Source organism: Klebsiella sp. 10-1, assembly GCF_009758445.1.
GTDB classification, from domain to species: Bacteria; Pseudomonadota; Gammaproteobacteria; order Enterobacterales; family Enterobacteriaceae; genus Klebsiella; species Klebsiella scottii.
Genome location: NZ_WQRE01000003.1, coordinates 146235 through 167776, shown reverse-complemented (window position 1 = coordinate 167776; position 21542 = coordinate 146235). Strand labels below are relative to the sequence as shown.

Below are 21542 nucleotides of genomic sequence, written 5' to 3'. Positions count from 1 at the left end.
ATGTATGTTTGATCACTATTTTGGTGATTAGTCACAGTTCCTTGCAATAGTGTGGATTTGATCTCGTTTTCTTTGGGCTTGTTACATAGAATGTGCACAGAAATTTAACCTGCCTCATATTTGGAGCAAATATGGACCGCGTCCTGCACTTTATCCTCGCGATCGTCGTGGTGGCTATTTTGGCCCTTTTGGTCAGCCACAACCGTAAGCAGATTCGTATTCGTTATGTTATTCAATTGCTAGTCATTGAAGTCTTGCTGGCCTGGTTCTTCCTGAACTCCGATATCGGTCTGGGCTTCGTGAAAGGATTCTCCGAGATGTTCGAAAAACTTCTCGGCTTTGCTAACGAAGGGACCAACTTCGTCTTCGGCAATATGAACGATAAAGGCCTCGCCTTCTTCTTCCTCAAGGTTTTGTGCCCAATCGTCTTCATTTCCGCGCTAATCGGTATTTTGCAGCATATCCGCATCCTGCCTATCGTCATTCGCGCGATCGGTACCGTGCTGTCCAAAATTAACGGCATGGGTAAACTGGAATCATTCAACGCAGTCAGCTCGCTGATTCTGGGCCAGTCGGAAAACTTTATCGCGTATAAAGATATCCTCGGCAAAATGTCGCGTAACCGCATGTACACCATGGCGGCTACCGCGATGTCCACCGTTTCCATGTCTATCGTCGGCGCGTACATGACGATGCTGCAGCCGAAATATGTCGTTGCGGCGCTGGTGCTTAATATGTTCAGCACCTTTATCGTACTGTCGCTGATTAACCCGTACCGCGTTGATGAAAGCGAAGAAAATCTGCAGATGTCGAATCTGCATGAAGGCCAGAGCTTCTTTGAAATGCTGGGTGAGTACATCCTGGCAGGCTTTAAAGTAGCGATTATCGTTGCCGCGATGCTGATTGGCTTCATCGCGCTGATCTCTGCGCTGAACGCCCTGTTCGCGACCGTTACCGGTTGGTTCGGTTACAGCATCTCCTTCCAGGGCATCCTCGGCTACATCTTCTACCCGATTGCATGGGTGATGGGCGTGCCGGCTGGTGAAGCGCTGCAGGTCGGCAGTATTATGGCCACCAAGCTGGTTTCAAACGAATTTGTCGCAATGATGGATCTGCAGAAAATTGCCAGCACGCTCTCTCCGCGCGCGGAAGGCATTATCTCCATCTTCCTGGTCTCCTTCGCCAACTTCTCCTCAATCGGGATTATTGCCGGGGCGATTAAAGGCCTGAACGAAGAGCAGGGTAACGTTGTTTCCCGCTTTGGCCTGAAGCTGGTTTACGGCTCGACCCTGGTGAGCGTGCTCTCAGCGTCTATCGCCGCGCTGGTACTGTAATTTCTTAAGGTTGTGCAAAAGCCGGGCTGGTCCCGGCTTTTTTACGCCTGTAATTCCTGAAGCGGCCGAGGCTTGCCGATCAGGTAGCCCTGCAAATAGTCGACGCCGAGCGCCAGCAGCCGCGCCTTCTGCTCTTCCGTTTCCACGTACTCCGCCACAACCGTCAGATTTTTCACCCTCGCCATCTCGATAATGGATTTAATAATGATCGCATCCAGAGGATCGGTCTCCACGTCGCGCACGAAGCAGCCGTCAATCTTCACGATATCCGCCTGGAGCCTTTTCAGTCGCTCATAGTTCGCATAGCCGGTACCGAAGTCATCGATAGCAATGGCGCAGCCAAAATCCCGCAGCTGCTGGATGTTGTGCAGGCTGGTTTGCTCATCGCAGAATGCCTGCTCTTCGGTAATTTCGATGGTAATCGCTTCGCCCTGGAGCTGGTAGCGCCTGAACAAAGCAATAATCTGCGCCGCGCTATCGCGCTGCATCAGGGTGTAGGGCAGCAGATTAACGGAGAAGTGCTGGCCCGGATGCCGGTGTAGCGTGCTGAACAACGTTTCCAGCACCAGCATGTCGAAACGCTGGCTCAGGTTGAACTGTACGATGAGCGGAATAAACCGCTCCGGCGTAATGACGGTTTCTCCGCACTGCATCCGCGTAAGCACTTCATAATAGCCCTCCCCCGCCGCGTTCCGGATCGGCTGGGCATACAGCACGAGATCGCGTTTATTGAGCGCCTGCTTGATCCGGGTCAGCATACGCACCTGTTCGCTGGTTTGATCGGAAACCTGCTCCTGCGCCGCATCCAGCGCCAGCACCCGCTGCGTGGCGCCGGCCTGCTCCGAAAGCCAGCTCAGCTGGCCCAGCATCGGATGAAGCTCGGCCTCGACGCCGTGATGCCTGCCCCACGATGCGCCAAACTCCAGATCCAGCGCCTGGTTATTCCAGATAAATTTCTTGTGGTTAAGAATCGCCACGATGTGGCCTAGCCGCGCCTCGGGTTCCGGCCCGCACAGCACCAGCAGCAGCTCGCTACCGGGTAGCTGAAATATTTTATCTCCCGGCCCCAGTAGCGGCTGTACCTTAGCGGCAATTTGCCGCTTGCAGTGCACGCGCATCATCATGCCGTAATGGCGGCTGAGGAAATCCAGGTTATCAATTCGCAGGCTGCTGATGGCTACTTCGGGATTGCGGCGTAAATGACACTCCAGCGCGCGAAGATTAGGCAGCCCGGTCAGCGGGTCCTCCTGCGCCTGATCTCGCCATCTGAGCTTGATTCGCTCGTTCTGAGCGTAGATATCCAGCATATAAAACAAGCAGATGGTGAATGAGATGAGTACCGAGAGAACAAATGATAATGCGTATTCTGTCTTTACGCCCTGCAGGAAATTTTGATTATACGCGACCAGTAAAAATGCTGAAACGGACCATGAAATACGAATCAGCGCATGGCCCAGCCGGCTAATACCAATAAAATAAAGGATGAAAATAAGTGGTACCAAATAACCGGCAATAAAAACAGAGTTATAAGGTGCACAGAGCACCAGTAATATTGCCACGAGCGCTATGAACCAGTACAGCGTAAATATCCGACGCTCGCGCGTAAGCCACGGTTGACAATGATGGAGCCAGAATGTGCGGGCAAAACGCGGATTGATAATCATCCGCAAAGGATAATAAAAGAAGGTGGTAAAAATTAATGCAGCGCAAATCAAACTCTGAATATCTATAATGGTATAAATTGCCGGCATATCTTTGAAATAGCTCGATATAACCAGAGGGAAAGAAAAAAACACCCCCGCCAGATACATGGTAACTTTCATGAGCACGGGAGCAAAAAATCCGCCCCAAAAGATTCTGATGCCCATCCGCTTCGCCGTTAACCCGCTGCGCCACGCTTTACCAAGCAGCATGCGGACAATGGCGCATGAGGCCAGCACCGAGAACAGCTGGCAGAATAATAAGATTGCCGCCTGCGGTACCGTCAGCGGGATTATCCAGGCGTTGGTGATAGCAAAGGCGATAATCAGCGGGCCAATCGCATAGCGGCCAAAAATAAAGATAACCGCGTACATCATACTTAGCGGTAACCAGGCGAGAAATATTTGGTTACCGTCAATCATTGCCTGAGGTGAAATAAATCTGGCTAATGGAATTGTAATTAAACAAACGATCAACGCGAGTAAAGATCTTCTGATGTTAATGTTAAATTTGCCTGTCATTATTGTTAATTAAAGCTCCCGCGCCGGAATTATATTTAATATACAAATACTATGTTGGTTAATTATGGCAGGCAAGGTAATAAGCCAGGGAAAAATCTTAAATTACATTTCACTCTAATAGCAGGAGATTTTCTGACGTAAGCACAGAGTGCTTTACGTTGGCAGGAGGAAAACAAAAAACCCCCGCCGTAGCGAGGGTTTCGATATTTGGTGGAGCTAAGCGGGATCGAACCGCTGACCTCTTGCATGCCATGCAAGCGCTCTCCCAGCTGAGCTATAGCCCCAACAGAACGTTTTAAAACCAAACCTGATGGGGACAGGATTTGGTGGAGCTAAGCGGGATCGAACCGCTGACCTCTTGCATGCCATGCAAGCGCTCTCCCAGCTGAGCTATAGCCCCGTAACATAAAACGTGTCGTGTTGACGGGCCGCATAATATGAATTCCTTCGTCAGGTGTCAACGGCAAAATCACCCCTCTTAATTTGATCGCTGAAAAAGCAGGCAAATAGCTGACATTGCGAAGCTTATCGCAGGGAGAAGTTAAACATGTCACTCTTTCATGTAAAAGGATGCTATAACATGAACAACTAATTCCCACATTTTTATTCAGGAAATAGTATGCTCAAGGAACGAATGACACCTGAAGAAATCGCCCATCTCACTGGCTTCAGCCGGCAGACGATCAATAAGTGGGTACGCAAAGAAGGATGGCAAACATCCCCCCGACCCGGCGTGCAGGGAGGCAAAGCTCGCCTCGTGCACGTAAACGAGCAGGTGCGCGATTTTATTCGCAGCGCCCAGCGCGTGGCGGAAACGCCTTCCCCTTATGCCACCGTAGAAAACGACCTTGAGCCGCTGCTTCTTACGCTCAGCAAAGAGATGACCCCCGGCGAACAGAAAAAGCTGATGTCACTTCTGCTGCGTGAAGGTATTACCGGCTTACTCCATCGCCTGGATATTCGCGACTAGTAACATGATGATGAAATTAAAAGATAAGATGACCCCGGCAGAGCTTGCGGAATGTCTTGGCCTCGCCAGACAAACGATTAACCGCTGGGTCAGAGAGCAAAAATGGCGTACGGAGGCTATTCCCGGCGTCAAAGGTGGGCGTGCCCGTCTCATCGTTATCGACAGGACGGTTCTCGATTTTCTGGCAAATATTCCCGCGCTGCGGCATCTGATTGCCGATTATCAGCTGGCTGAACCGCCTGGCCACTATTTTATTAATGATGCAGGGGCTATCTGGCGACAAATTGCCGAGACGCTCCATCTGATGACGCCAGAAGAACAGCAGCATTTGCGGGACTTTCTTGCAAGAGAAGGCATCAGCGGATTTTTATCGCGTCTGGGAATTAGCGGCGAGCGGTCGAAAGAGTAAAAAAACGGCAGGAATATACCTGCCGTTATGCGTAGCTTATGATGCTCAGGACTGCTGGCTTTCGCGTTCAGCAATAAATGCCAGCGCTTTGTTGATGCGTTCTACGCTGCGGGATTTACCAATCGCATGAACAGTCACGTCGAGAGCCGGGGATTGTCCAGCGCCGGTAACCGCAACGCGCAGCGGCATCCCGACTTTACCCATCCCGACTTCCAGCTCGTCCGCCGTTGCCTGAATAGCGTGATGAACGTTCTCTGCCGTCCAGTCGGTCACCGCAGCCAGCTTATCGCGCACGACTTCCAGAGGCTGACGCGCAACCGGGCGCAGATGTTTTTTCGCCGCGTCGGCGTCAAACTCGTCGAACTCTTCATAGAAGTAACGGCAGCTCGCCGCCATCTCCTTCAGCGTTTTGCAACGCTCGCCGAGCAGCTTCACCAGTTCAGCCAGCTGCGGGCCGTTACGGGTATCGATATTTTCCTGCTCGATATGCCATTGCAGATGCGTTGCCACATACTCCGGTGCCAGAGAGTTAATGTAGTGATGATTCAGCCACTGCAGCTTCTCGGTGTTAAACGCGCTGGCGGATTTGCTGACCGCGCCGAGGGAGAAGAGCTTAATCATCTCTTCACGAGAGAAGATCTCCTGATCGCCGCTGGACCAGCCCAGACGTACCAGATAGTTCAACAGCGCTTCAGGCAGGTAGCCATCGTCGCGGTACTGCATCACGCTCACCGCGCCATGACGCTTGGAGAGCTTTTTGCCGTCATCGCCATTGATCATCGAAACGTGCGCATATACCGGTACCGGCGCGTTCAATGCCTTAAGGATATTGATCTGGCGCGGGGTATTGTTGATATGGTCTTCACCACGGATCACGTGCGTGATCTCCATATCCCAGTCATCCACGACAACGCAGAAGTTATAGGTCGGGGAGCCGTCGGTGCGGCGGATGATCAGATCGTCCAGCTCCTGATTACTGAATTCAATCGGTCCGCGGATCTGATCGTCAAAGATGACGGAACCGTCCTGCGGGTTGGCAAAACGCACCACGCACGGTTCGTTATCCGCATGGTGTTCGTGACCATGGCGACAGCGCCCGTCATAGCGAGGTTTTTCGCCATTTGCCATCTGCTCTTCGCGCAGAGCGTCCAGACGCTCTTTAGAGCAGTAGCATTTATAGGCCGTGCCCGCTACCAGCATTTCATCAATAACGGCGTTGTAACGGTCAAAACGTTTAGTCTGGAAATACGGACCTTCGTCCCATTCCAGATTCAGCCAGTTCATCCCATCCATAATGGCTTCAATTGCTTCCGGCGTGGAGCGCTCAAGATCGGTGTCTTCAATACGCAGTACAAACTCACCGTTGTTATTGCGGGCAAAAAGCCAGGAGTAGAGAGCAGTACGCGCGCCGCCAACGTGCAGATAGCCTGTCGGGCTGGGCGCGAAGCGAGTTTTGATTTTCATGAAATGGCCTTACGTTTAATAAAGATGCCGACAACCGGCAGAGTCTGTTGGTATTTATGGCTCAATATTCTAACACCGTAGGCTGATTCCTCAATGGAGTTCCCGTCTGAACGTCACGCTTTGCCATTTTTGTTTATAAATCATGCGCTGCGGATGCTTTCGCGATCGTTTTGTTTAATTTTACGACGAACAAACAAATTATTTAGAAAAGGCGTTGACTCATTTTCAACTCTCCCTATAATGCGACTCCACACAGCGGGGGTGATTAGCTCAGCTGGGAGAGCACCTCCCTTACAAGGAGGGGGTCGGCGGTTCGAACCCGTCATCACCCACCAACTACTTTAAGTAGTCTCCGCCGTGTAGCAAGAAATTGAGAAGTGGGTGATTAGCTCAGCTGGGAGAGCACCTCCCTTACAAGGAGGGGGTCGGCGGTTCGATCCCGTCATCACCCACCACTTTCTCGCCAGCTGGATTTCTTGTTAAAAATGTGAAGTACCGAAGTGGGTGATTAGCTCAGCTGGGAGAGCACCTCCCTTACAAGGAGGGGGTCGGCGGTTCGATCCCGTCATCACCCACCACTTCGGGTCGTTAGCTCAGTTGGTAGAGCAGTTGACTTTTAATCAATTGGTCGCAGGTTCGAATCCTGCACGACCCACCATATTCAGAAAAAAGCGCCTTTAGGCGCTTTTTTCGTTTCTGCACACCATGCTTAACCGTGCAGGATGAGAACCTGCCGCAGGTTCGACAAAATCGTCGGGAACGATTTTGCATCGCCGCCTGCGGCGACCCGCTGGGCGAGTCTCAGGATGAGACGAGTGATATCCTGCACGACCCACCACTCATATCCTTCACACCCGCTTTTTCGTTTCTGAATACCACGCCCGTCTCCACGGACTCACGCCTCACCGCTGATACAGCGGATCGTCAGCTCTGCCCGCGGTCAGCGTATTCCCCTCTTCACGCACCACTTCCCACAGCGCCTGCGCGGCGGTTGAGAGCGAGCGTTTCTTACGCTGCGCCAGCATCAGCTGACGCTCAACAACCGGGGTTAGCCGCTTGACCCGCAAATGGCTGCCTTGAGGCAGCGGTAGCGCCAGCGCCGGTAGAATACTGATGCCAATACCTGACTCCACCATCGGAAACAGCGTAGCCGGATGCCCAATCTCCTGCACAATATTGGCATCAATGCCAAAGCGCGCCAGCGCGGCATCAATCAGCGGCCGGCTGCCGGAGGCGTAATCCTGCAATACCAGCCGCTGCCGGTGAAGATCCTGCCAGCTCACCGATGCCCTTTCGGCAAAAGGATGATCCTCCCGACATAAAAGTAAAAACGGCTCCGACAGGACCGTCTCACACTGCAAATCCGTCGCGGCGCCGGGATCGATAACAATGCCAAAATCTACCTCACCCTGGCGAATACTCTCCAGAACCCACTGCTGAGGGCGATCGTGCAGCACAAAATCAATCTCCGGGTAGCGCTGATTGCTGTGCGCAATACACTGGGGGATCAGATGGGCGGAAATCGTCTGGCTGGCGGCAACCCGCACGGTTCCCGTCAGCTGCTGACCCACGCGTCCGGCGTCGCGCAGCGTACTGTTCAGCTCGTCCAGCAGCCGCTCAAGCCGACCCGCCAGCTGATGCCCCGCCTCCGTCAGCACCACCTCCCGGGTGGTTCTGTCCAGCAGCCGCACGCCGGTCTGATGCTCCAGCTCCTTGACGCTATGGCTCACCGCCGACTGGCTGAGCCCAATCATCTCCCCTGCCCGGCTGAAGCTTCTCGCCCTGGCGACGGTGACAAATACCTTTAACTGACGCAGCGAATAATTCATCTTTTTTATTCATGAATAGATGCAATAAATCAATTTTATTTCTCAAACTAAAAAAAGCACAATAGCGAAATCGATTTTCAGGAGCGATTATGAAATTTTTCCGCATTCTTGACCCATTTACCCTTACCCTGGTTACCGTCGTCCTGCTGGCCTCCTTTTTCCCGGCGCGCGGCGAATTTGTCCCCTTCTTTGAGCACCTCACCACCGCGGCCATTGCCCTGCTGTTCTTTATGCACGGCGCAAAGCTCTCCCGCGAGGCGATTATCTCCGGCGGCGGCCACTGGCGTTTGCATCTGTGGGTGATGTGCAGCACCTTTATCGTCTTCCCCGTTTTGGGGGTGCTGTTTGCGTGGTGGGCGCCGATAAACGTCGATCCTGCGCTCTATACCGGCTTTATTTATCTCTGCATTCTGCCCGCTACCGTGCAGTCAGCGATCGCTTTCACTTCGCTGGCTGGCGGAAACGTAGCGGCGGCCGTATGTTCAGCCTCGGCATCGAGCCTGCTGGGAATTTTCATTTCACCGCTGCTGGTCGGGCTACTGATGAATCTGCACGGCGCCGGCGGCAGCCTGGAGCAGGTCGGCAAGATTATGCTGCAGCTTCTGCTGCCGTTCGTCCTCGGTCATCTGTCCCGTCCGTGGATCGGCGCATGGGTGGCGCGGCATAAAAAATGGATTTCAAAAACCGATCAGACCTCTATCCTGCTGGTCGTCTACTCGGCGTTTAGTGAGGCGGTGGTGAACGGTATCTGGCATAAAGTCGGTCCAGGCTCGCTGCTTTTCATCGTCGCCGTCAGCATCGTGCTGCTGGCCATCGTTATCGCCATTAACATCTTTGTGGCGCGCAAATGCGGCTTCAATAAAGCGGATGAAATTACCATTGTCTTCTGCGGATCGAAAAAGAGCCTGGCAAACGGGATCCCGATGGCCAATATTCTCTTTCCGACCTCGATTCTGGGGATCATGGTGCTGCCGCTGATGATTTTCCATCAGATCCAGCTGATGGTGTGCGCCGTGCTGGCACGACGCTATAAACGACAGGCGGAAGAGCGGCTGGCGCGTGAAAACGCCAGCGCGCCAGAGGCTTAACGCGGCTGCTTGAGGGGCTGAACCAGCTGGGTCAGCCCTTCGGTTTTAATCAATAAGGTTAACGCCATCAGCTCGCCAAGATGCCCGGCGGGAAACTGCTCCTTACGGGCAAACCACAGCAAATACTCTTCAGGCACGTCAATCAAACGACGACCTTTATATTTGCCAAACGGCATTTCCGTATTGGCAATCTCGATAAGCCGTTCCTTATCCACGTTAATCTCCCAACAGCCGCAGCATTTCGGCTTCATCGATCACCGCAATCCCCAGCTCCTGCGCTTTAGCCAGCTTCGACCCCGCCGCTTCCCCGGCAATCACCAGATCGGTTTTCTTTGACACGCTGCCCGCCACTTTCGCCCCCAGCGCCGCCAGCCGCGCTTTTGCATCATCACGGGACAGCAGGCTCAGGCTACCGGTCAGGACTACGGTTTTGCCGGCAAACGGGCTATCGATCTCTTCGGCATTGACCACCACCGGCGCGGGCCAGCGGACGCCCTCCGCGAGCAACTGAGCGATAACCTCGCGGTTGCTCTCCTCAGCAAAGAAATTGCGCACGTGGGTAGCCACCACAATGCCGACATCAGGCACCTTCTGCAGATCGTCAACTGATGCCTGCTCGAGCGCCTCAATCGTTGCAAAATGCGCCGCCAGCCCTGCGGCCGTTGCCTCGCCGACCTCACGAATGCCAAGCGCGTACAGGAAGCGGGCAAAGGTCGTCTCTTTCGATTTTTCTAACGAATTGACCACGTTTTGCGCCGACTTTGGCCCCATACGCTCAAGGCCGGTGAGCTTACCTGGGCTTAAGCGGAACAGGTCGGCCGGCGTGTGCACATACTCTTTCTCAACCAGCTGGTCGATGATCTTCTCGCCCATGCCCTCAACATCTAACGCGCGACGGGAAACAAAATGCTTTAAGGCCTCTTTACGCTGCGCGCCGCAAATTAATCCGCCGGTACAGCGCGTCACCACTTCGCCTTCAACGCGCTCAACGTCCGAATGGCACACCGGACAATGGGTCGGGAAGAGGATTTCACGCGTATCCTCCGGGCGTTCGGACAGCACAACGTTAACCACCTGAGGAATAACGTCTCCGGCGCGGCGGATCACCACCTTATCGCCAATTCGTAGACCCAGTCGTTCAATTTCATCGGCGTTGTGCAACGTGGCGTTACTCACCAGCACGCCGGCCACATGGACCGGCTCGAGGCGCGCCACCGGAGTGATTGCTCCGGTACGGCCGACCTGGAACTCAACGTCGCGTACGAAGGTCATCTGCTCCTGAGCGGGGAACTTAAAGGCGACGGCCCAGCGCGGAGCGCGGGCGACAAAGCCGAGCTGCTCCTGAAGCTCAAGGGAGTCCACTTTGATGACCACGCCGTCGATATCGAAACCTAACGTCGGGCGGTCCTCCTCAACCTTACGATAGTAAGTAAGCACTTCCTCTGGAGTGCGGCAGAGCGTTACGCGCTCGCTAACCGGCAATCCCCAGGCCTTAAACTGCTGCAGACGCCCGGAATGGCTCGCCGGCAGCTCGCCGCCTTCCAGCGTACCCACGCCGTAGCAGAAGAAAGTAAGCGGTCGCTTCGCCGTAATCCGCGGATCGAGCTGACGCAGGGAGCCGGCAGCCGCATTGCGCGGGTTCGCGAAGACTTTCCCGCCGCTGCGACGCGCCTCTTCGTTAATTTTTTCGAACCCGGCCTGCGGCAGGAACACCTCGCCGCGTACTTCCAGACGCGCAGGGATATTGTCACCGCGCAGCTTCAGCGGGATCGCGCGAATCGTCCGCACATTAGAGGTAATATCCTCGCCGGTGGTGCCGTCGCCGCGCGTTGCGGCCTGCACCAGCACGCCGTTTTCGTACAGAATACTCACGGCCAGCCCGTCCAGCTTCAGCTCACAGCAGTAGACCAGATCGTCGCTGCTTTTCAGCCGGTCCTGAACGCGCTTGTTAAAAGCCAGGAAGCTCTCTTCGTCAAAAACGTTATCCAGCGAGAGCATCGGGACTTCATGACGAACCTGGCTAAAGGAGGCCAGCGGAGCCGCCCCCACGCGTTGAGTCGGCGAGTCGGAGACGATGAGCTCGGGATGCAGGGCTTCCAGCTCGCGCAGTTCGCGCATCAGCCGGTCGTATTCCGCATCGGGCACTTCAGGGGTATCCATAACGTGGTACAGATATTCATGATGGCGAAGCGTGGTTCGCAGTTCAGTCAGTTTTTGTTCGATCGGTTCCATATCGCACCATCAATGATAAAAAACCCCCGACGGGCGGGGGTTCAGGATTGGGAGACGAAACGCAGGTCTGTGAATCAGGCGTTAGCCTCTTTCACTTCACGAATACGGTCTTGATATTCACGCATTTTCTGCGGAGTCATCATCCGACGCTGATCGTCCAGCACCACGCCACCGACTTCGTCGGCGATGTACTGCGCAGATTGCAGCATCAGCTTAAAGTTTTGCAGCTCATCGCCGAAGGACGGCACCTGCATAAAGATAGTGACCCCAGGCGTCGTCATATTCGCCATGCTGTCCGGATTAAAGGTACCGGGTTTCACCATATTAGCCAGGCTGAACAGGACCTGGCCGCTGCCGTCCGGGCTAAGATGACGATGGAATATATTCATATCGCCAAATTTGAAGCCCGCCTGCTGGATGCTGTTAATCAACACTTCACCGTTGATCTGCGAGCCTTGATGCGCTGACACGTTCATCACGATGACCGTCTCTTTGCGCTCTTTTGGCTGCGGGGCCGGCTGCGGTGGTTCGGCGACAACCGGTTCAGGCGCTGGCTGAGACGGTGCGGCGGCGGCTGGCTGGACCGGAGCAGGCTGCTGCGGTGAGCTCTGAACTAACGGCTGCTGAGGCGCCTGCTGAGGCTGCGCTACGGGCTGGGGTTGATGCGGCACAGGCTGCTGCGGCGCGGGCTGGCGCTGAGGCGCGCTGGTTTGCGGTTGCGGGGCCTGCTGGTGGTGATGAGCAGGCTGCGGCTGACGAACGGGCTCTTCCGCACGCACGGGCGGCTGCACCTGACGTTCGTAAGGCGGCTGATACTGGTGTTGTGGCGTCTGACGAGGTGCCTCTTGCTCCCCATTGTGGCCATTTGGGGCGTGATTAACCCGGTGAACGCGAACCTCACCTACGCCTTCAACATCGTCATCAAAGCCATCGCTTTCAGACTCTTCGTCATCGCGAGACTTCATACGTTTTAGTGGGCGATCGCGAAACATCGAGGAACGTTCTTTACGGCTGGTCCAGAAACCGTGTACCAGTAAAGCGATTATGGCGATCGCGCCAACAATGATTAATATCAGACGCAAATCCTGCATCATTATATTCTCTGTTGTTCTAACACCTTGCCACCACGGCAAACATTTACTTACTAAGAGTATTTGTCGATTACGCCGAGTGCAAGTGGGTCTACCGCTTTCACTACATAAAGATGAACTAAATCGTGCTTTTTGCTGCTTTTTCGAACATTTCCTAACTGGTTATTGTCCGGCAACCCGATAAAATAAGCGGGCATTCAGCCTGAATGTCAAAAAAGGAGCATTGCCTGACCATGGTTTCATCATCCGCAACTTCCCCGCGTAGCGGCGTTTACTATTTTTCGCAGGGCTGGAAACTGATCGGGCTGCCGGGAATTCGTCGTTACGTATTTTTGCCTTTACTGGTCAATATTATCCTGATGGGCGGCGCCTTCTGGTGGCTGTTCACGCGCCTTGATAGCTGGATCCCCTCGCTGATGAGCCACGTGCCGGAATGGCTGAACTGGCTAAACTATCTGCTTTGGCCGGTGATGGTCATCTCGATTCTGCTGGTCTTCGGCTACTTTTTCTCAACCATCGCCAACTGGATTGCCGCCCCGTTTAGCGGCCTGCTGGCGGAACAGCTGGAAGCGCGCTTAACCGGCGCAACGCCTCCGGACGTCGGCGTATTTGGCATCATGAAAGATGTCCCGCGCATTATGAAACGCGAATGGCAAAAGTTTTCCTGGTATCTGCCGCGCGCCATCATCCTGCTGATCCTTTACTTCATTCCCGGTATCGGCCAGACCGTTGCCCCGGTGCTGTGGTTCCTGTTCAGCGCGTGGATGCTGGCCATTCAGTACTGCGACTACCCGTTTGATAACCACAAGGTTCCGTTTAAAACCATGCGCGAGGCGCTGCGTACGCGCAAAGTCACCAATATGCAGTTTGGCGCGCTGACCAGCCTGTTCACCATGATCCCGGTCCTCAATCTGGTTATCCTGCCGGTGGCCATTTGCGGCGCAACGGCGATGTGGGTCGACTGCTATCGCGATAAACATGCGATGTGGAAATAAGCCCAGACGGATGCGCGCAGGCCTATGGATGGGCCAAAAATCGGGACTGCGAAACCCCACATTTTCAGCACCATCGGGCGGTGGCTTATGCCTCACCTTATTCCTTCTGGCTTGCCATTATTTCCCTTACGAATATAGATATGCTAAATCCTTACTTCCGCATATTCTTTAAGCGGGTATGCTGGAGCCGTACTCCCAAATTTCATACAGTTAAGGACGGGCCATGAGTAAGATTTTTGAAGATAACTCCCTGACTATCGGTCATACGCCGCTAGTCCGACTGAACCGAATCGGTAACGGACGCATCCTGGCAAAGGTTGAATCTCGCAACCCGAGCTTTAGCGTCAAATGCCGTATCGGTGCCAATATGATTTGGGATGCTGAGAAACGCGGAGTATTGAAAGCTGGCGTTGAGCTGGTAGAACCGACCAGCGGCAACACCGGTATCGCCCTCGCCTACGTCGCCGCAGCGCGTGGCTACAAGCTGACGCTGACCATGCCGGAAACCATGAGCATCGAACGACGTAAGCTGCTGAAAGCGCTGGGTGCCAATCTGGTACTGACCGAAGGCGCGAAAGGCATGAAAGGGGCGATTCAAAAAGCCGAAGAAATCGTTGCCAGCGACCCGGAAAAATATCTGCTGCTGCAGCAGTTCAGCAACCCGGCTAACCCGGAAATTCATGAAAAGACCACCGGCCCGGAAATCTGGGAAGATACCGATGGTCAGGTTGACGTCTTTATCTCCGGCGTCGGCACCGGCGGTACGCTGACCGGCGTGAGTCGCTACATTAAAGGCACCAAGGGCAAAAAAGATCTGATTACCGTTGCGGTGGAACCGACCGATTCACCGGTGATCGCTCAGGCGCTGGCTGGCGTTGAGCTTAAGCCTGGCCCGCACAAAATTCAGGGTATCGGCGCCGGCTTTATTCCGGGCAACCTCGATCTGAAGCTGGTCGATAAAGTTGTGGCCATCACCAACGAAGAGGCTATCTCGACCGCCCGTCGCCTGATGGACGAAGAAGGTATCCTCGCCGGTATCTCTTCCGGAGCCGCCGTTGCCGCAGCCCTCAAGCTGCAGGAAGATGAGGCCTTTACCAATAAGAATATAGTGGTTATCCTACCGTCTTCTGGTGAGCGTTATTTAAGCACAGCGCTGTTTGCCGATCTCTTCACCGAGAAAGAACTGCAACAGTGATGCCAGCTTGTAGGTATCGTGTAAAAAAGCACCTTTTTAGGTGCTTTTTTGTGGCATACGTCAAAGTTTTACCCCTCCTGGCATTGATTCACCGCGTAGGGTCTGGTATTTAACCAGCACATTTATTTTGATGCGCGAAATTATTCAGAATTGGATTTCCATAAGCTGAATCGATTTTATGATTTGGTTCAAGTCTTCCTTTCGCGGCATAATGTTTAATGACGTGCCAGACGTCAACGGCCAGATGGTCTGCGCAGCGATTACCCGCTGCTGACACCTTAGCCAGACACGTAACGCCGGCGCTAACAATACAGGCTAAAGCCTTGCCGTTAGGCTAGACTTTAGGTCCACAACACTAAACCTATAAGTTGGGGAAATATAATGTTCCAGCAAGAAGTTACCATTACCGCTCCGAACGGTCTGCACACCCGCCCTGCTGCTCAGTTTGTTAAAGAAGCTAAAGGCTTTACTTCTGAGATCACTGTTACCTCCAACGGCAAAAGCGCCAGCGCCAAAAGCCTGTTCAAACTGCAAACTCTGGGTCTGACTCAGGGTACCGTAGTCACCATCTCCGCTGAAGGCGAAGATGAGCAGAAAGCAGTTGAGCATCTGGTAAAACTGATGGCTGAACTCGAATAAGTTCACGGGTTCTTTTTAATATCAGTCACAAGTAAGGTAGGGTTATGATTTCAGGCATTTTAGCATCCCCGGGTATCGCTTTCGGTAAGGCTCTCCTGCTGAAAGAAGACGAAATTGTCATCGACCGGAAGAAAATTTCTGCCGATAAGGTTGAGCAGGAAATTGAACGTTTCCTGAGTGGCCGCACCAAGGCCTCCGCCCAGCTGGAGGTCATAAAAACCAAAGCTGGTGAAACTTTCGGTGAAGAAAAAGAAGCCATCTTCGAAGGGCACATCATGCTGCTGGAAGATGAGGAGCTTGAGCAGGAAATCATAGCCCTGATTAAAGATAAGCACATGACTGCCGACGCGGCGGCCAATGAAATTATCGAAGGCCAGGCTATCGCTCTGGAAGAGCTGGATGATGAATACCTGAAAGAGCGTGCGGCTGACGTACGCGATATTGGTAAGCGCCTGCTGCGTAACATCCTCGGCCTGGCTATCATCGATCTGAGCGCGATTCAGGATGAAGTCATTCTGGTTGCCGCCGATCTCACCCCGTCGGAAACCGCACAGCTGAACCTGAACAAGGTGCTGGGCTTTATCACCGACGCGGGCGGCCGTACTTCCCACACCTCCATCATGGCGCGCTCCCTTGAGCTGCCGGCAATTGTGGGCACCGGTAGCGTAACCTCGCAGGTGAAAAACGGCGATTATCTGGTTCTTGACGCGGTCAACAATCAGGTTCTGGTTAACCCGAGCAACGAACAAATTGAAGAGCTGCGCGATCTGCAGGCCCAGGTTGCTGAAGAAAAAGCCGAGCTGGCGAAGCTGAAAGATCTGCCGGCCATTACGCTCGACGGCCATCAGGTTGAAGTCTGTGCCAACATCGGTACCGTTCGCGACATCGACGGCGCTGAACGTAACGGCGCGGAAGGCGTAGGACTGTACCGTACCGAATTCCTGTTCATGGACCGCGACGCGCTGCCGACTGAAGAAGAACAGTTCGCGGCCTACAAAGCGGTAGCTGAAGCGTGCGGCTCTCAGGCTGTTATCGTTCGCACCATGGATATCGGTGGCGACAAAGAGCTGCCGTACATGAACTTCCCGAAAGAAGAGAACCCGTTCCTCGGCTGGCGTGCCGTGCGTATCGCGATGGATCGTAAAGAGATCCTGCGTGACCAGGTTCGCGCCATCCTGCGTGCCTCTGCTTTCGGCAAACTGCGCATCATGTTCCCGATGATCATCTCTGTTGAAGAAGTGCGTGCACTGAAGAAAGAGATTGAAATCTACAAGCAGGAACTGCGCGACGAAGGTAAAGCATTTGACGAAACAATCGAAGTTGGCGTGATGGTTGAAACACCGGCCGCTGCCACGATTGCGCGTCACTTAGCGAAAGAAGTTGATTTCTTTAGCATCGGAACCAATGATTTAACGCAGTATACTCTGGCAGTTGACCGTGGTAATGATATGATTTCACATCTTTACCAGCCAATGTCACCATCCGTCCTGACGCTGATTAAGCAAGTTATTGATGCTTCTCACGCTGAAGGTAAATGGACTGGCATGTGTGGTGAGCTTGCGGGCGATGAACGTGCTACACTTCTGTTGCTGGGTATGGGGCTGGACGAATTCTCTATGAGCGCCATTTCCATCCCGCGTATCAAGAAGATTATTCGTAACACGAACTTCGAAGATGCGAAAGTATTAGCAGAGCAGGCTCTTGCTCAACCGACAACGGACGAGTTAATGACGCTGGTTAACAAGTTCATTGAAGAAAAAACAATCTGCTAATCCATAAGATGCGCGGCCCAAATTACTGCTTAGGAGAAGATCATGGGTTTGTTCGATAAATTGAAATCTCTGGTTTCTGATGACAAAAAAGACACCGGAACTATTGAGATTATTGCTCCGCTCTCTGGCGAGATCGTTAACATCGAAGACGTGCCGGATGTGGTTTTTGCAGAAAAAATTGTGGGTGATGGCATCGCCATCAAACCTACCGGCAACAAAATGGTTGCGCCGGTAGACGGTACCATCGGTAAAATCTTTGAAACCAACCATGCGTTCTCTATCGAATCCGATAGCGGCATTGAGCTGTTCGTTCACTTCGGTATTGATACCGTTGAGCTGAAAGGCGAAGGCTTCAAGCGTATTGCCGAAGAAGGCCAGCGCGTGAAAATCGGTGACCCGGTTATCGAATTCGACCTGCCGCTGCTGGAAGAGAAGGCCAAGTCTACCCTGACTCCGGTTGTTATCTCCAACATGGACGAGATCAAAGAGCTGATCAAACTGTCCGGTAGCGTAACCGTGGGTGAAACCCCGGTGATTCGCATCAAGAAGTAATTCTTGCCGCAGAAAAATGGCGCCTCCTGGCGCCATTTTTTTATCTCAGCATCGCCGCGCCTGCAGCTACCCTCTTCCCGCCGGCGGCAAAATCAGCTCATCGCTGCCGCGCTCCGCAGTCCAGGTCATCACTGCCAGCACCCGCTGCGCCGCTGCCCGCGTCGCTTCACCTAACGCCAGTCCGCAGACTAAACCGCTGATAAGCTCGGCGCAGAAAAGGTCGCCCGTTCCCTTCAGATCCGTTTCTACCCGCGGATGGACGACCACCTCCACCGAATCTGCCGTCACCACCAGCACATTGATCGTGGCGTTATCGAGGCCCGGCGCGCTGGTGATCACCACCCATTTTAGCGTCCCGGACAGCAGGCTACGCGCGGCGTTAACCGCCTCCTGCTGGCTGCGGCAGGACATACCGCTTAGCGTTTCCAGCTCAAAAAGGTTAGGCGTGATCCCCTGGGCCAGCGGCAGCAGGTGGCGACGGTAGGCCTGAGGGATTTCGGCCTTAACGTAAATGCCGCTATCAACGTCGCCAATCACCGGATCGACCAGAATACACAGCTGCGGATGGCTTTCGCGGATCCGCAGCAGCCACTGCGCCAGCCGCTCAATCTGCACCGCGCTACCCATATAGCCTGCGGTAACCGCCCGCAGCTCGCGTAACGCATCGCGCTCTTCCAGCGCGCGCAGATAGCCAACAAACCACTCTTCAGGGATCACCCCGCCGTAGAACGTATCGTAGTGCGGCGTATTGCTGAACAGCACCGTCGGTACCGCCATTACCCGCAGGCCGTGCTGCTCGATCGCCGGCACCGCGATGCTGTTGCCCACGCTGCCATAAACGACCTGCGACTGCACAGCAACGATATCGACCTGCAGCGCCCGGCTTTTATCATTGAAGAGCACCGATTGTATTTCGTCTTGCTGGCCCATCCTGTCTCCTCCCGCTGGACAGCGGGTTATACCCTGATTATCATTCGTCTTATGCTAAAATTCATTTTGTCATAGGTCAATAATGTTCGCCGGAAAAACCGCCAATGATATCTTTGATAACATCCGTCATCTGGTGCAGAGCGGGACGTTACAGCCCGATGACATGCTGCCTCCGGTTCGCGAGCTGGCTGCCAGACTCGCCGTTAACCGCAATACCGTTGCCGCCGCCTATAAGCGCCTGGTGACCTCCGGCCTGGCCGTCAGCCAGGGACGCAACGGTACAGCAATCAAAGCCGCCAGCGCGCCAGTGGTGCTGGAAGGCAGCGCCCAGGGCACCGCGCTGCACGATATTTCCAGCGGCAACCCCGACCCTCAGCGTCTCCCCGATCTCAACCGCTACCTCAGCACCCTCAGCCCGGCTCCGCGCCTGTACGGCAGCGCGGCCGTCGACCCGAGGCTGGCCCGCTGGGCCCAGGACCGGGTGCAGAAAGACGCCGGGGTTGAGAGTGAAATCAATCTCACCAGCGGCGCGATTGACGCGCTGGAGCGGCTACTGTGCGCGCTGCTGCTGCCCGGCGATCGGGTGGTGGTGGAAGACCCCTGCTTTCTCAGCAGCATCAATATGCTGCGCTATGCCGGTTTTAACGCCTGCCCGGCGCCGGTTGATGGCGAAGGCATGCAGCCCGCCGCGCTGGAGGAGGCGTTACGTCAAGGCGCCCGGGCGGTGATTATTACGCCACGCGCGCATAATCCCACCGGCTGCAGCCTTAGCGAAGCGCGGGCCGCAGCGATCCGCGAAATACTGGCCCGCTACCCGCAGGTGCTGGTGATCCTCGACGATCATTTCGCGCTGCTGTCATCCACGCCGTGGCGATCTCCTCTGCCTGCGCAAACCCAGCGCTGGGCGCTGATCCGCTCGATGTCAAAAGCGCTGGGACCCGATTTACGCCTGGCGGTTGTCGCCAGCGATCCCACAACCTCAGCGGCGCTGAGGCTGCGGCTCAACTCGGGTAGCCAGTGGGTCAGCCACCTGCTGCAGGATTTGGTACTGGCCTGCCTGAATGATAGCGCGTTTATCGCCTCCCTGACGGCAACCCGTCGCGCTTACCGCCAGCGTAACGAAAGGCTGGCCAGCGCCCTTACCCGCCGCGGTATCGAAAACCCAGGCCCAGGCGATGGCCTGAACTTTTGGCTTCCGCTAGCGGCGCCGAGCCAGCCGCTGGCGCTGCGTTTAGCCCGCGCGGGTTGGCTGGTGCGCGAAGGAGAGCCCTTTGGCGTTCGCGCGCCGTCGTATGGATTACGGCTCTCGCTCGCCACCCTCACTCCTGATGAGATTGACCGGCTGGCAAACGATCTCCATCACGCGCTGTCCCCACAAAAACCGGAGTAAGTATCATGTCAAACCCGCAGCTAAAAGCCGTCATCGAAGCCTGCGACCGGGCTATCTCGCAGGAAGATTACGCCACCTTAATGGCTTTCTACGCTGAAGACGCCGTGCTGGTCATTAAGCCGGGAATGGTGGTCAGGGGCAAAGAGAACATCCGCAAGGCTTTTGTGGCGATTGCCGACTATTTTCAACATCGGCTGGTCGTCACCCAAGGAAAAATGGAGATTATTGAAGGCGCGGGGAATGCGCTGGTGATTATGGAAACCCGTCTGGATATCCCCGCCGCGGAAGGCGGCTCAACACGGGTCACGCGCCGCGCGACCTATGTTTTCCAGCTGCAGAACGAACGCTGGCTGTGTACCGTTGACAACTCTTACGGCACCGACCTGCTGGACCAGCCGCCGGCTTAGATACCCGCGCCCTGGGCAAAGTGCTCTTCGCCAAACACGCCGGTGGAGAGATAGCGATCGCCGCGATCGCAAACGATCGCCACCACCACCGCACCGGGGTTTTCCCGGGCAATGCGCAGCGCTCCGGCTACCGCCCCGCCGGAGCTTACGCCGCAAAAAATGCCTTCGCGGATCGCCAGCATGCGCATGGTGTTTTCCGCATCCTGCTGATGAATATCCAGCACCGCATCCACCAGCGAGGCGTTAAAAATGCCCGGCATATACTCCGCCGGCCAGCGGCGGATACCCGGGATGCTGCTCCCCTCCTCCGGCTGCAGGCCCACGATACTCACCGGCTTATGCTGTTCGCGCAGGAAGCGTGAGACGCCGGTAATCGTACCGGTCGTTCCCATGCTGGAGACGAAGTGACTGATGCGCCCCTCGGTCTGCTGCCAAATTTCCGGCCCGGTCGTGGTGTAGTGCGCGTAGGGGTTATCGGGATTATTGAACTGATCCAGCAGCTTGCCTTCGCCACGCTGCGCCATCTCAGCGGCGAGGTCGCGCGCGCCCTCCATCCCCTGCTCTTTGGTGACCAAAATCAGCTCAGCGCCGTATGCCCGCATGGCGGCGCGGCGTTCCTGGCTCATATTGTCGGGCATCAGCAGCTTCATCTGATAGCCTTTCAGCGCCGCAATCATCGCCAGCGCGATGCCGGTATTGCCGCTGGTCGCTTCAATCAGCACGTCGCCGGGCGCGATTTCGCCGCGTTTTTCCGCCTCAACGATCATCGAAAGCGCGGCGCGGTCCTTAACGGAACCCGCCGGATTATTGCCTTCCAGTTTGACCCAGATTTCACTGCCGTTGTCCGGCCCCAGGCGCTGCAGTTTAACCAGAGGAGTATTGCCGATGGTTTGTTCTAATGTATTCACGGTTTTTACCCAATAAAAAGGCCGGGACGTTAGTTTACCCGGCCTGCAAACGTCTCCGGATGATAGTGCATCCGGGTTACCCAATCCCTGCCGTCGCCTGTACGACGATAAACTG

At 54.8% G+C, this 21542-nt stretch carries 19 protein-coding genes, 6 tRNA genes and 1 other RNA gene; 16 read left to right on the top strand and 10 right to left on the bottom strand.

Annotated elements, in window-relative coordinates; translation table 11 throughout:
- Positions 1 to 131: 131 nt before the first annotated feature.
- Complete coding sequence (gene nupC / locus GO007_RS12775; protein ID WP_095100436.1) at positions 132 to 1334, top strand: nucleoside permease NupC; 1203 nt, start codon at positions 132 to 134, stop codon at positions 1332 to 1334.
- 41 nt (positions 1335 to 1375) lie between these two features.
- Here the strand turns inward: nupC and GO007_RS12770 are convergent, their stop codons facing one another.
- The 3 genes from GO007_RS12770 to GO007_RS12760 all read right to left on the bottom strand — a co-directional run bounded on the left by GO007_RS12770 (position 1376) and on the right by GO007_RS12760 (position 3956).
- A complete protein-coding gene (locus GO007_RS12770) occupies positions 1376 to 3556 on the bottom strand; it encodes a sensor domain-containing phosphodiesterase (RefSeq protein WP_095100434.1) in 2181 nt (726 codons plus the stop codon).
- Positions 3557 to 3764: 208 nt separating this feature from the next.
- Positions 3765 to 3840, bottom strand: a tRNA-Ala gene (locus GO007_RS12765).
- Positions 3841 to 3880: 40 nt separating this feature from the next.
- Positions 3881 to 3956 (bottom strand) — tRNA-Ala (locus GO007_RS12760).
- 219 nt (positions 3957 to 4175) lie between these two features.
- Here GO007_RS12760 and GO007_RS12755 point away from each other — a divergent pair.
- Together GO007_RS12755 and GO007_RS12750 are read left to right on the top strand one after the other, a co-directional pair.
- Positions 4176 to 4526 carry a YfeC-like transcriptional regulator gene (locus GO007_RS12755; protein ID WP_095100432.1) on the top strand — a complete coding sequence of 117 codons (351 nt, stop codon included), beginning with the start codon at positions 4176 to 4178 and terminating at the stop codon, positions 4524 to 4526.
- Between the two features lie 7 nt (positions 4527 to 4533).
- Positions 4534 to 4935: a YfeC-like transcriptional regulator gene (locus GO007_RS12750; RefSeq protein ID WP_095101331.1), complete on the top strand. Its 402-nt coding sequence runs from the start codon at positions 4534 to 4536 to the stop codon at positions 4933 to 4935.
- A 45-nt stretch (positions 4936 to 4980) separates the two neighbouring features.
- Here the strand turns inward: GO007_RS12750 and gltX are convergent, their stop codons facing one another.
- Positions 4981 to 6399, bottom strand: a complete 1419-nt coding sequence (gene gltX / locus GO007_RS12745) for a glutamate--tRNA ligase (RefSeq protein ID WP_095100430.1) — start codon at positions 6397 to 6399, stop codon at positions 4981 to 4983.
- 259 nt (positions 6400 to 6658) lie between these two features.
- Between gltX and GO007_RS12740 the strand changes: the two genes are divergently transcribed.
- From GO007_RS12740 to GO007_RS12720, 5 genes are all read left to right on the top strand, one after another.
- Positions 6659 to 6734, top strand: a tRNA-Val gene (locus GO007_RS12740).
- A 44-nt stretch (positions 6735 to 6778) separates the two neighbouring features.
- Positions 6779 to 6854 (top strand) — tRNA-Val (locus GO007_RS12735).
- 47 nt (positions 6855 to 6901) lie between these two features.
- A tRNA-Val gene (locus tag GO007_RS12730) sits at positions 6902 to 6977 on the top strand.
- 4 nt (positions 6978 to 6981) lie between these two features.
- Positions 6982 to 7057, top strand: a tRNA-Lys gene (locus GO007_RS12725).
- A gap of 43 nt (positions 7058 to 7100) precedes the next feature.
- Positions 7101 to 7237: non-coding RNA, RtT sRNA (locus tag GO007_RS12720), on the top strand.
- 64 nt (positions 7238 to 7301) lie between these two features.
- Here GO007_RS12720 and GO007_RS12715 read toward each other — a convergent pair.
- Positions 7302 to 8228, bottom strand: coding sequence for a LysR family transcriptional regulator (locus tag GO007_RS12715; protein ID WP_095100428.1), 927 nt, complete (start codon positions 8226 to 8228; stop codon positions 7302 to 7304).
- Positions 8229 to 8317: 89 nt separating this feature from the next.
- Between GO007_RS12715 and GO007_RS12710 the strand changes: the two genes are divergently transcribed.
- A complete protein-coding gene (locus tag GO007_RS12710; RefSeq protein ID WP_095100426.1) occupies positions 8318 to 9316 on the top strand; it encodes a bile acid:sodium symporter family protein in 999 nt (332 codons plus the stop codon).
- On the opposite strand, the gene GO007_RS12705 is transcribed toward GO007_RS12710, so the two are convergent.
- The 3 genes from GO007_RS12705 to zipA form a co-directional block, all read right to left on the bottom strand.
- A complete protein-coding gene (locus tag GO007_RS12705; RefSeq protein ID WP_041147715.1) occupies positions 9313 to 9531 on the bottom strand; it encodes a DUF3820 family protein in 219 nt (72 codons plus the stop codon). The genes GO007_RS12710 and GO007_RS12705 overlap by 4 nt on opposite strands.
- Position 9532: 1 nt before the next feature.
- The gene (ligA, locus tag GO007_RS12700) at positions 9533 to 11548 is read right to left on the bottom strand and encodes an NAD-dependent DNA ligase LigA (protein ID WP_095100424.1); all 2016 of its coding nucleotides are present in this window, start codon (positions 11546 to 11548) and stop codon (positions 9533 to 9535) included.
- A gap of 74 nt (positions 11549 to 11622) precedes the next feature.
- Positions 11623 to 12642, bottom strand: a complete 1020-nt coding sequence (gene zipA, locus GO007_RS12695) for a cell division protein ZipA (protein ID WP_189339860.1) — start codon at positions 12640 to 12642, stop codon at positions 11623 to 11625.
- Positions 12643 to 12872: 230 nt separating this feature from the next.
- Here zipA and cysZ point away from each other — a divergent pair, with 230 nt between their 5' ends.
- The 5 genes from cysZ (at position 12873) to crr (ending at position 17792) form a co-directional block, all read left to right on the top strand.
- Positions 12873 to 13634, top strand: coding sequence for a sulfate transporter CysZ (gene cysZ / locus GO007_RS12690; protein ID WP_095100422.1), 762 nt, complete (start codon positions 12873 to 12875; stop codon positions 13632 to 13634).
- Positions 13635 to 13857: 223 nt separating this feature from the next.
- Positions 13858 to 14829 carry a cysteine synthase A gene (gene cysK / locus GO007_RS12685; protein WP_095100420.1) on the top strand — a complete coding sequence of 324 codons (972 nt, stop codon included), beginning with the start codon at positions 13858 to 13860 and terminating at the stop codon, positions 14827 to 14829.
- A 381-nt stretch (positions 14830 to 15210) separates the two neighbouring features.
- On the top strand, positions 15211 to 15468 hold the full coding sequence (gene ptsH / locus GO007_RS12680; RefSeq protein ID WP_000487600.1) for a phosphocarrier protein Hpr: 258 nt from the start codon (positions 15211 to 15213) through the stop codon (positions 15466 to 15468).
- Positions 15469 to 15512: 44 nt separating this feature from the next.
- Positions 15513 to 17240, top strand: coding sequence for a phosphoenolpyruvate-protein phosphotransferase PtsI (gene ptsI, locus GO007_RS12675; RefSeq protein WP_095100418.1), 1728 nt, complete (start codon positions 15513 to 15515; stop codon positions 17238 to 17240).
- Positions 17241 to 17282: 42 nt separating this feature from the next.
- Positions 17283 to 17792, top strand: coding sequence for a PTS glucose transporter subunit IIA (crr, locus tag GO007_RS12670; protein ID WP_041146650.1), 510 nt, complete (start codon positions 17283 to 17285; stop codon positions 17790 to 17792).
- 66 nt (positions 17793 to 17858) lie between these two features.
- Here crr and pdxK read toward each other — a convergent pair whose 3' ends face one another.
- Positions 17859 to 18722, bottom strand: coding sequence for a pyridoxine/pyridoxal/pyridoxamine kinase (pdxK, locus tag GO007_RS12665; RefSeq protein WP_095100416.1), 864 nt, complete (start codon positions 18720 to 18722; stop codon positions 17859 to 17861).
- 82 nt (positions 18723 to 18804) lie between these two features.
- Between pdxK and ptsJ the strand changes: the two genes are divergently transcribed.
- Both ptsJ and GO007_RS12655 read left to right on the top strand, forming a co-directional pair.
- The gene (ptsJ, locus tag GO007_RS12660; protein ID WP_095100414.1) at positions 18805 to 20112 is read left to right on the top strand and encodes a MocR-like B6 salvage transcription factor PtsJ; all 1308 of its coding nucleotides are present in this window, start codon (positions 18805 to 18807) and stop codon (positions 20110 to 20112) included.
- 5 nt (positions 20113 to 20117) lie between these two features.
- Positions 20118 to 20519: a YybH family protein gene (locus GO007_RS12655; protein WP_095100412.1), complete on the top strand. Its 402-nt coding sequence runs from the start codon at positions 20118 to 20120 to the stop codon at positions 20517 to 20519.
- Here the strand turns inward: GO007_RS12655 and cysM are convergent.
- Entirely contained in the window at positions 20516 to 21427 is a 912-nt protein-coding gene (gene cysM, locus GO007_RS12650; protein WP_076947704.1) for a cysteine synthase CysM, read from the bottom strand. The two genes, GO007_RS12655 and cysM, sit on opposite strands and share 4 nt — an antisense overlap.
- Positions 21428 to 21542: the final 115 nt, after the last annotated feature.

Excerpts from the sequence above, each read along its gene's own strand:
- nupC (WP_095100436.1), top strand. The coding sequence starts at position 132 with ATGGACCGCGTCCTGCACTTTATCCTCGCGATCGTCGTGGTGGCTATT.
- GO007_RS12770 (WP_095100434.1), bottom strand. The coding sequence starts at position 3,556 with ATGACAGGCAAATTTAACATTAACATCAGAAGATCTTTACTCGCGTTG.
- GO007_RS12755 (WP_095100432.1), top strand. The coding sequence starts at position 4,176 with ATGCTCAAGGAACGAATGACACCTGAAGAAATCGCCCATCTCACTGGC.
- GO007_RS12750 (WP_095101331.1), top strand. The coding sequence starts at position 4,534 with ATGATGAAATTAAAAGATAAGATGACCCCGGCAGAGCTTGCGGAATGT.
- gltX (WP_095100430.1), bottom strand. The coding sequence starts at position 6,399 with ATGAAAATCAAAACTCGCTTCGCGCCCAGCCCGACAGGCTATCTGCAC.
- GO007_RS12715 (WP_095100428.1), bottom strand. The coding sequence starts at position 8,228 with ATGAATTATTCGCTGCGTCAGTTAAAGGTATTTGTCACCGTCGCCAGG.
- GO007_RS12710 (WP_095100426.1), top strand. The coding sequence starts at position 8,318 with ATGAAATTTTTCCGCATTCTTGACCCATTTACCCTTACCCTGGTTACC.
- ligA (WP_095100424.1), bottom strand. The coding sequence starts at position 11,548 with ATGGAACCGATCGAACAAAAACTGACTGAACTGCGAACCACGCTTCGC.
- zipA (WP_189339860.1), bottom strand. The coding sequence starts at position 12,642 with ATGATGCAGGATTTGCGTCTGATATTAATCATTGTTGGCGCGATCGCC.
- cysZ (WP_095100422.1), top strand. The coding sequence starts at position 12,873 with ATGGTTTCATCATCCGCAACTTCCCCGCGTAGCGGCGTTTACTATTTT.
- cysK (WP_095100420.1), top strand. The coding sequence starts at position 13,858 with ATGAGTAAGATTTTTGAAGATAACTCCCTGACTATCGGTCATACGCCG.
- ptsH (WP_000487600.1), top strand. The coding sequence starts at position 15,211 with ATGTTCCAGCAAGAAGTTACCATTACCGCTCCGAACGGTCTGCACACC.
- ptsI (WP_095100418.1), top strand. The coding sequence starts at position 15,513 with ATGATTTCAGGCATTTTAGCATCCCCGGGTATCGCTTTCGGTAAGGCT.
- crr (WP_041146650.1), top strand. The coding sequence starts at position 17,283 with ATGGGTTTGTTCGATAAATTGAAATCTCTGGTTTCTGATGACAAAAAA.
- pdxK (WP_095100416.1), bottom strand. The coding sequence starts at position 18,722 with ATGGGCCAGCAAGACGAAATACAATCGGTGCTCTTCAATGATAAAAGC.
- ptsJ (WP_095100414.1), top strand. The coding sequence starts at position 18,805 with ATGTTCGCCGGAAAAACCGCCAATGATATCTTTGATAACATCCGTCAT.
- GO007_RS12655 (WP_095100412.1), top strand. The coding sequence starts at position 20,118 with ATGTCAAACCCGCAGCTAAAAGCCGTCATCGAAGCCTGCGACCGGGCT.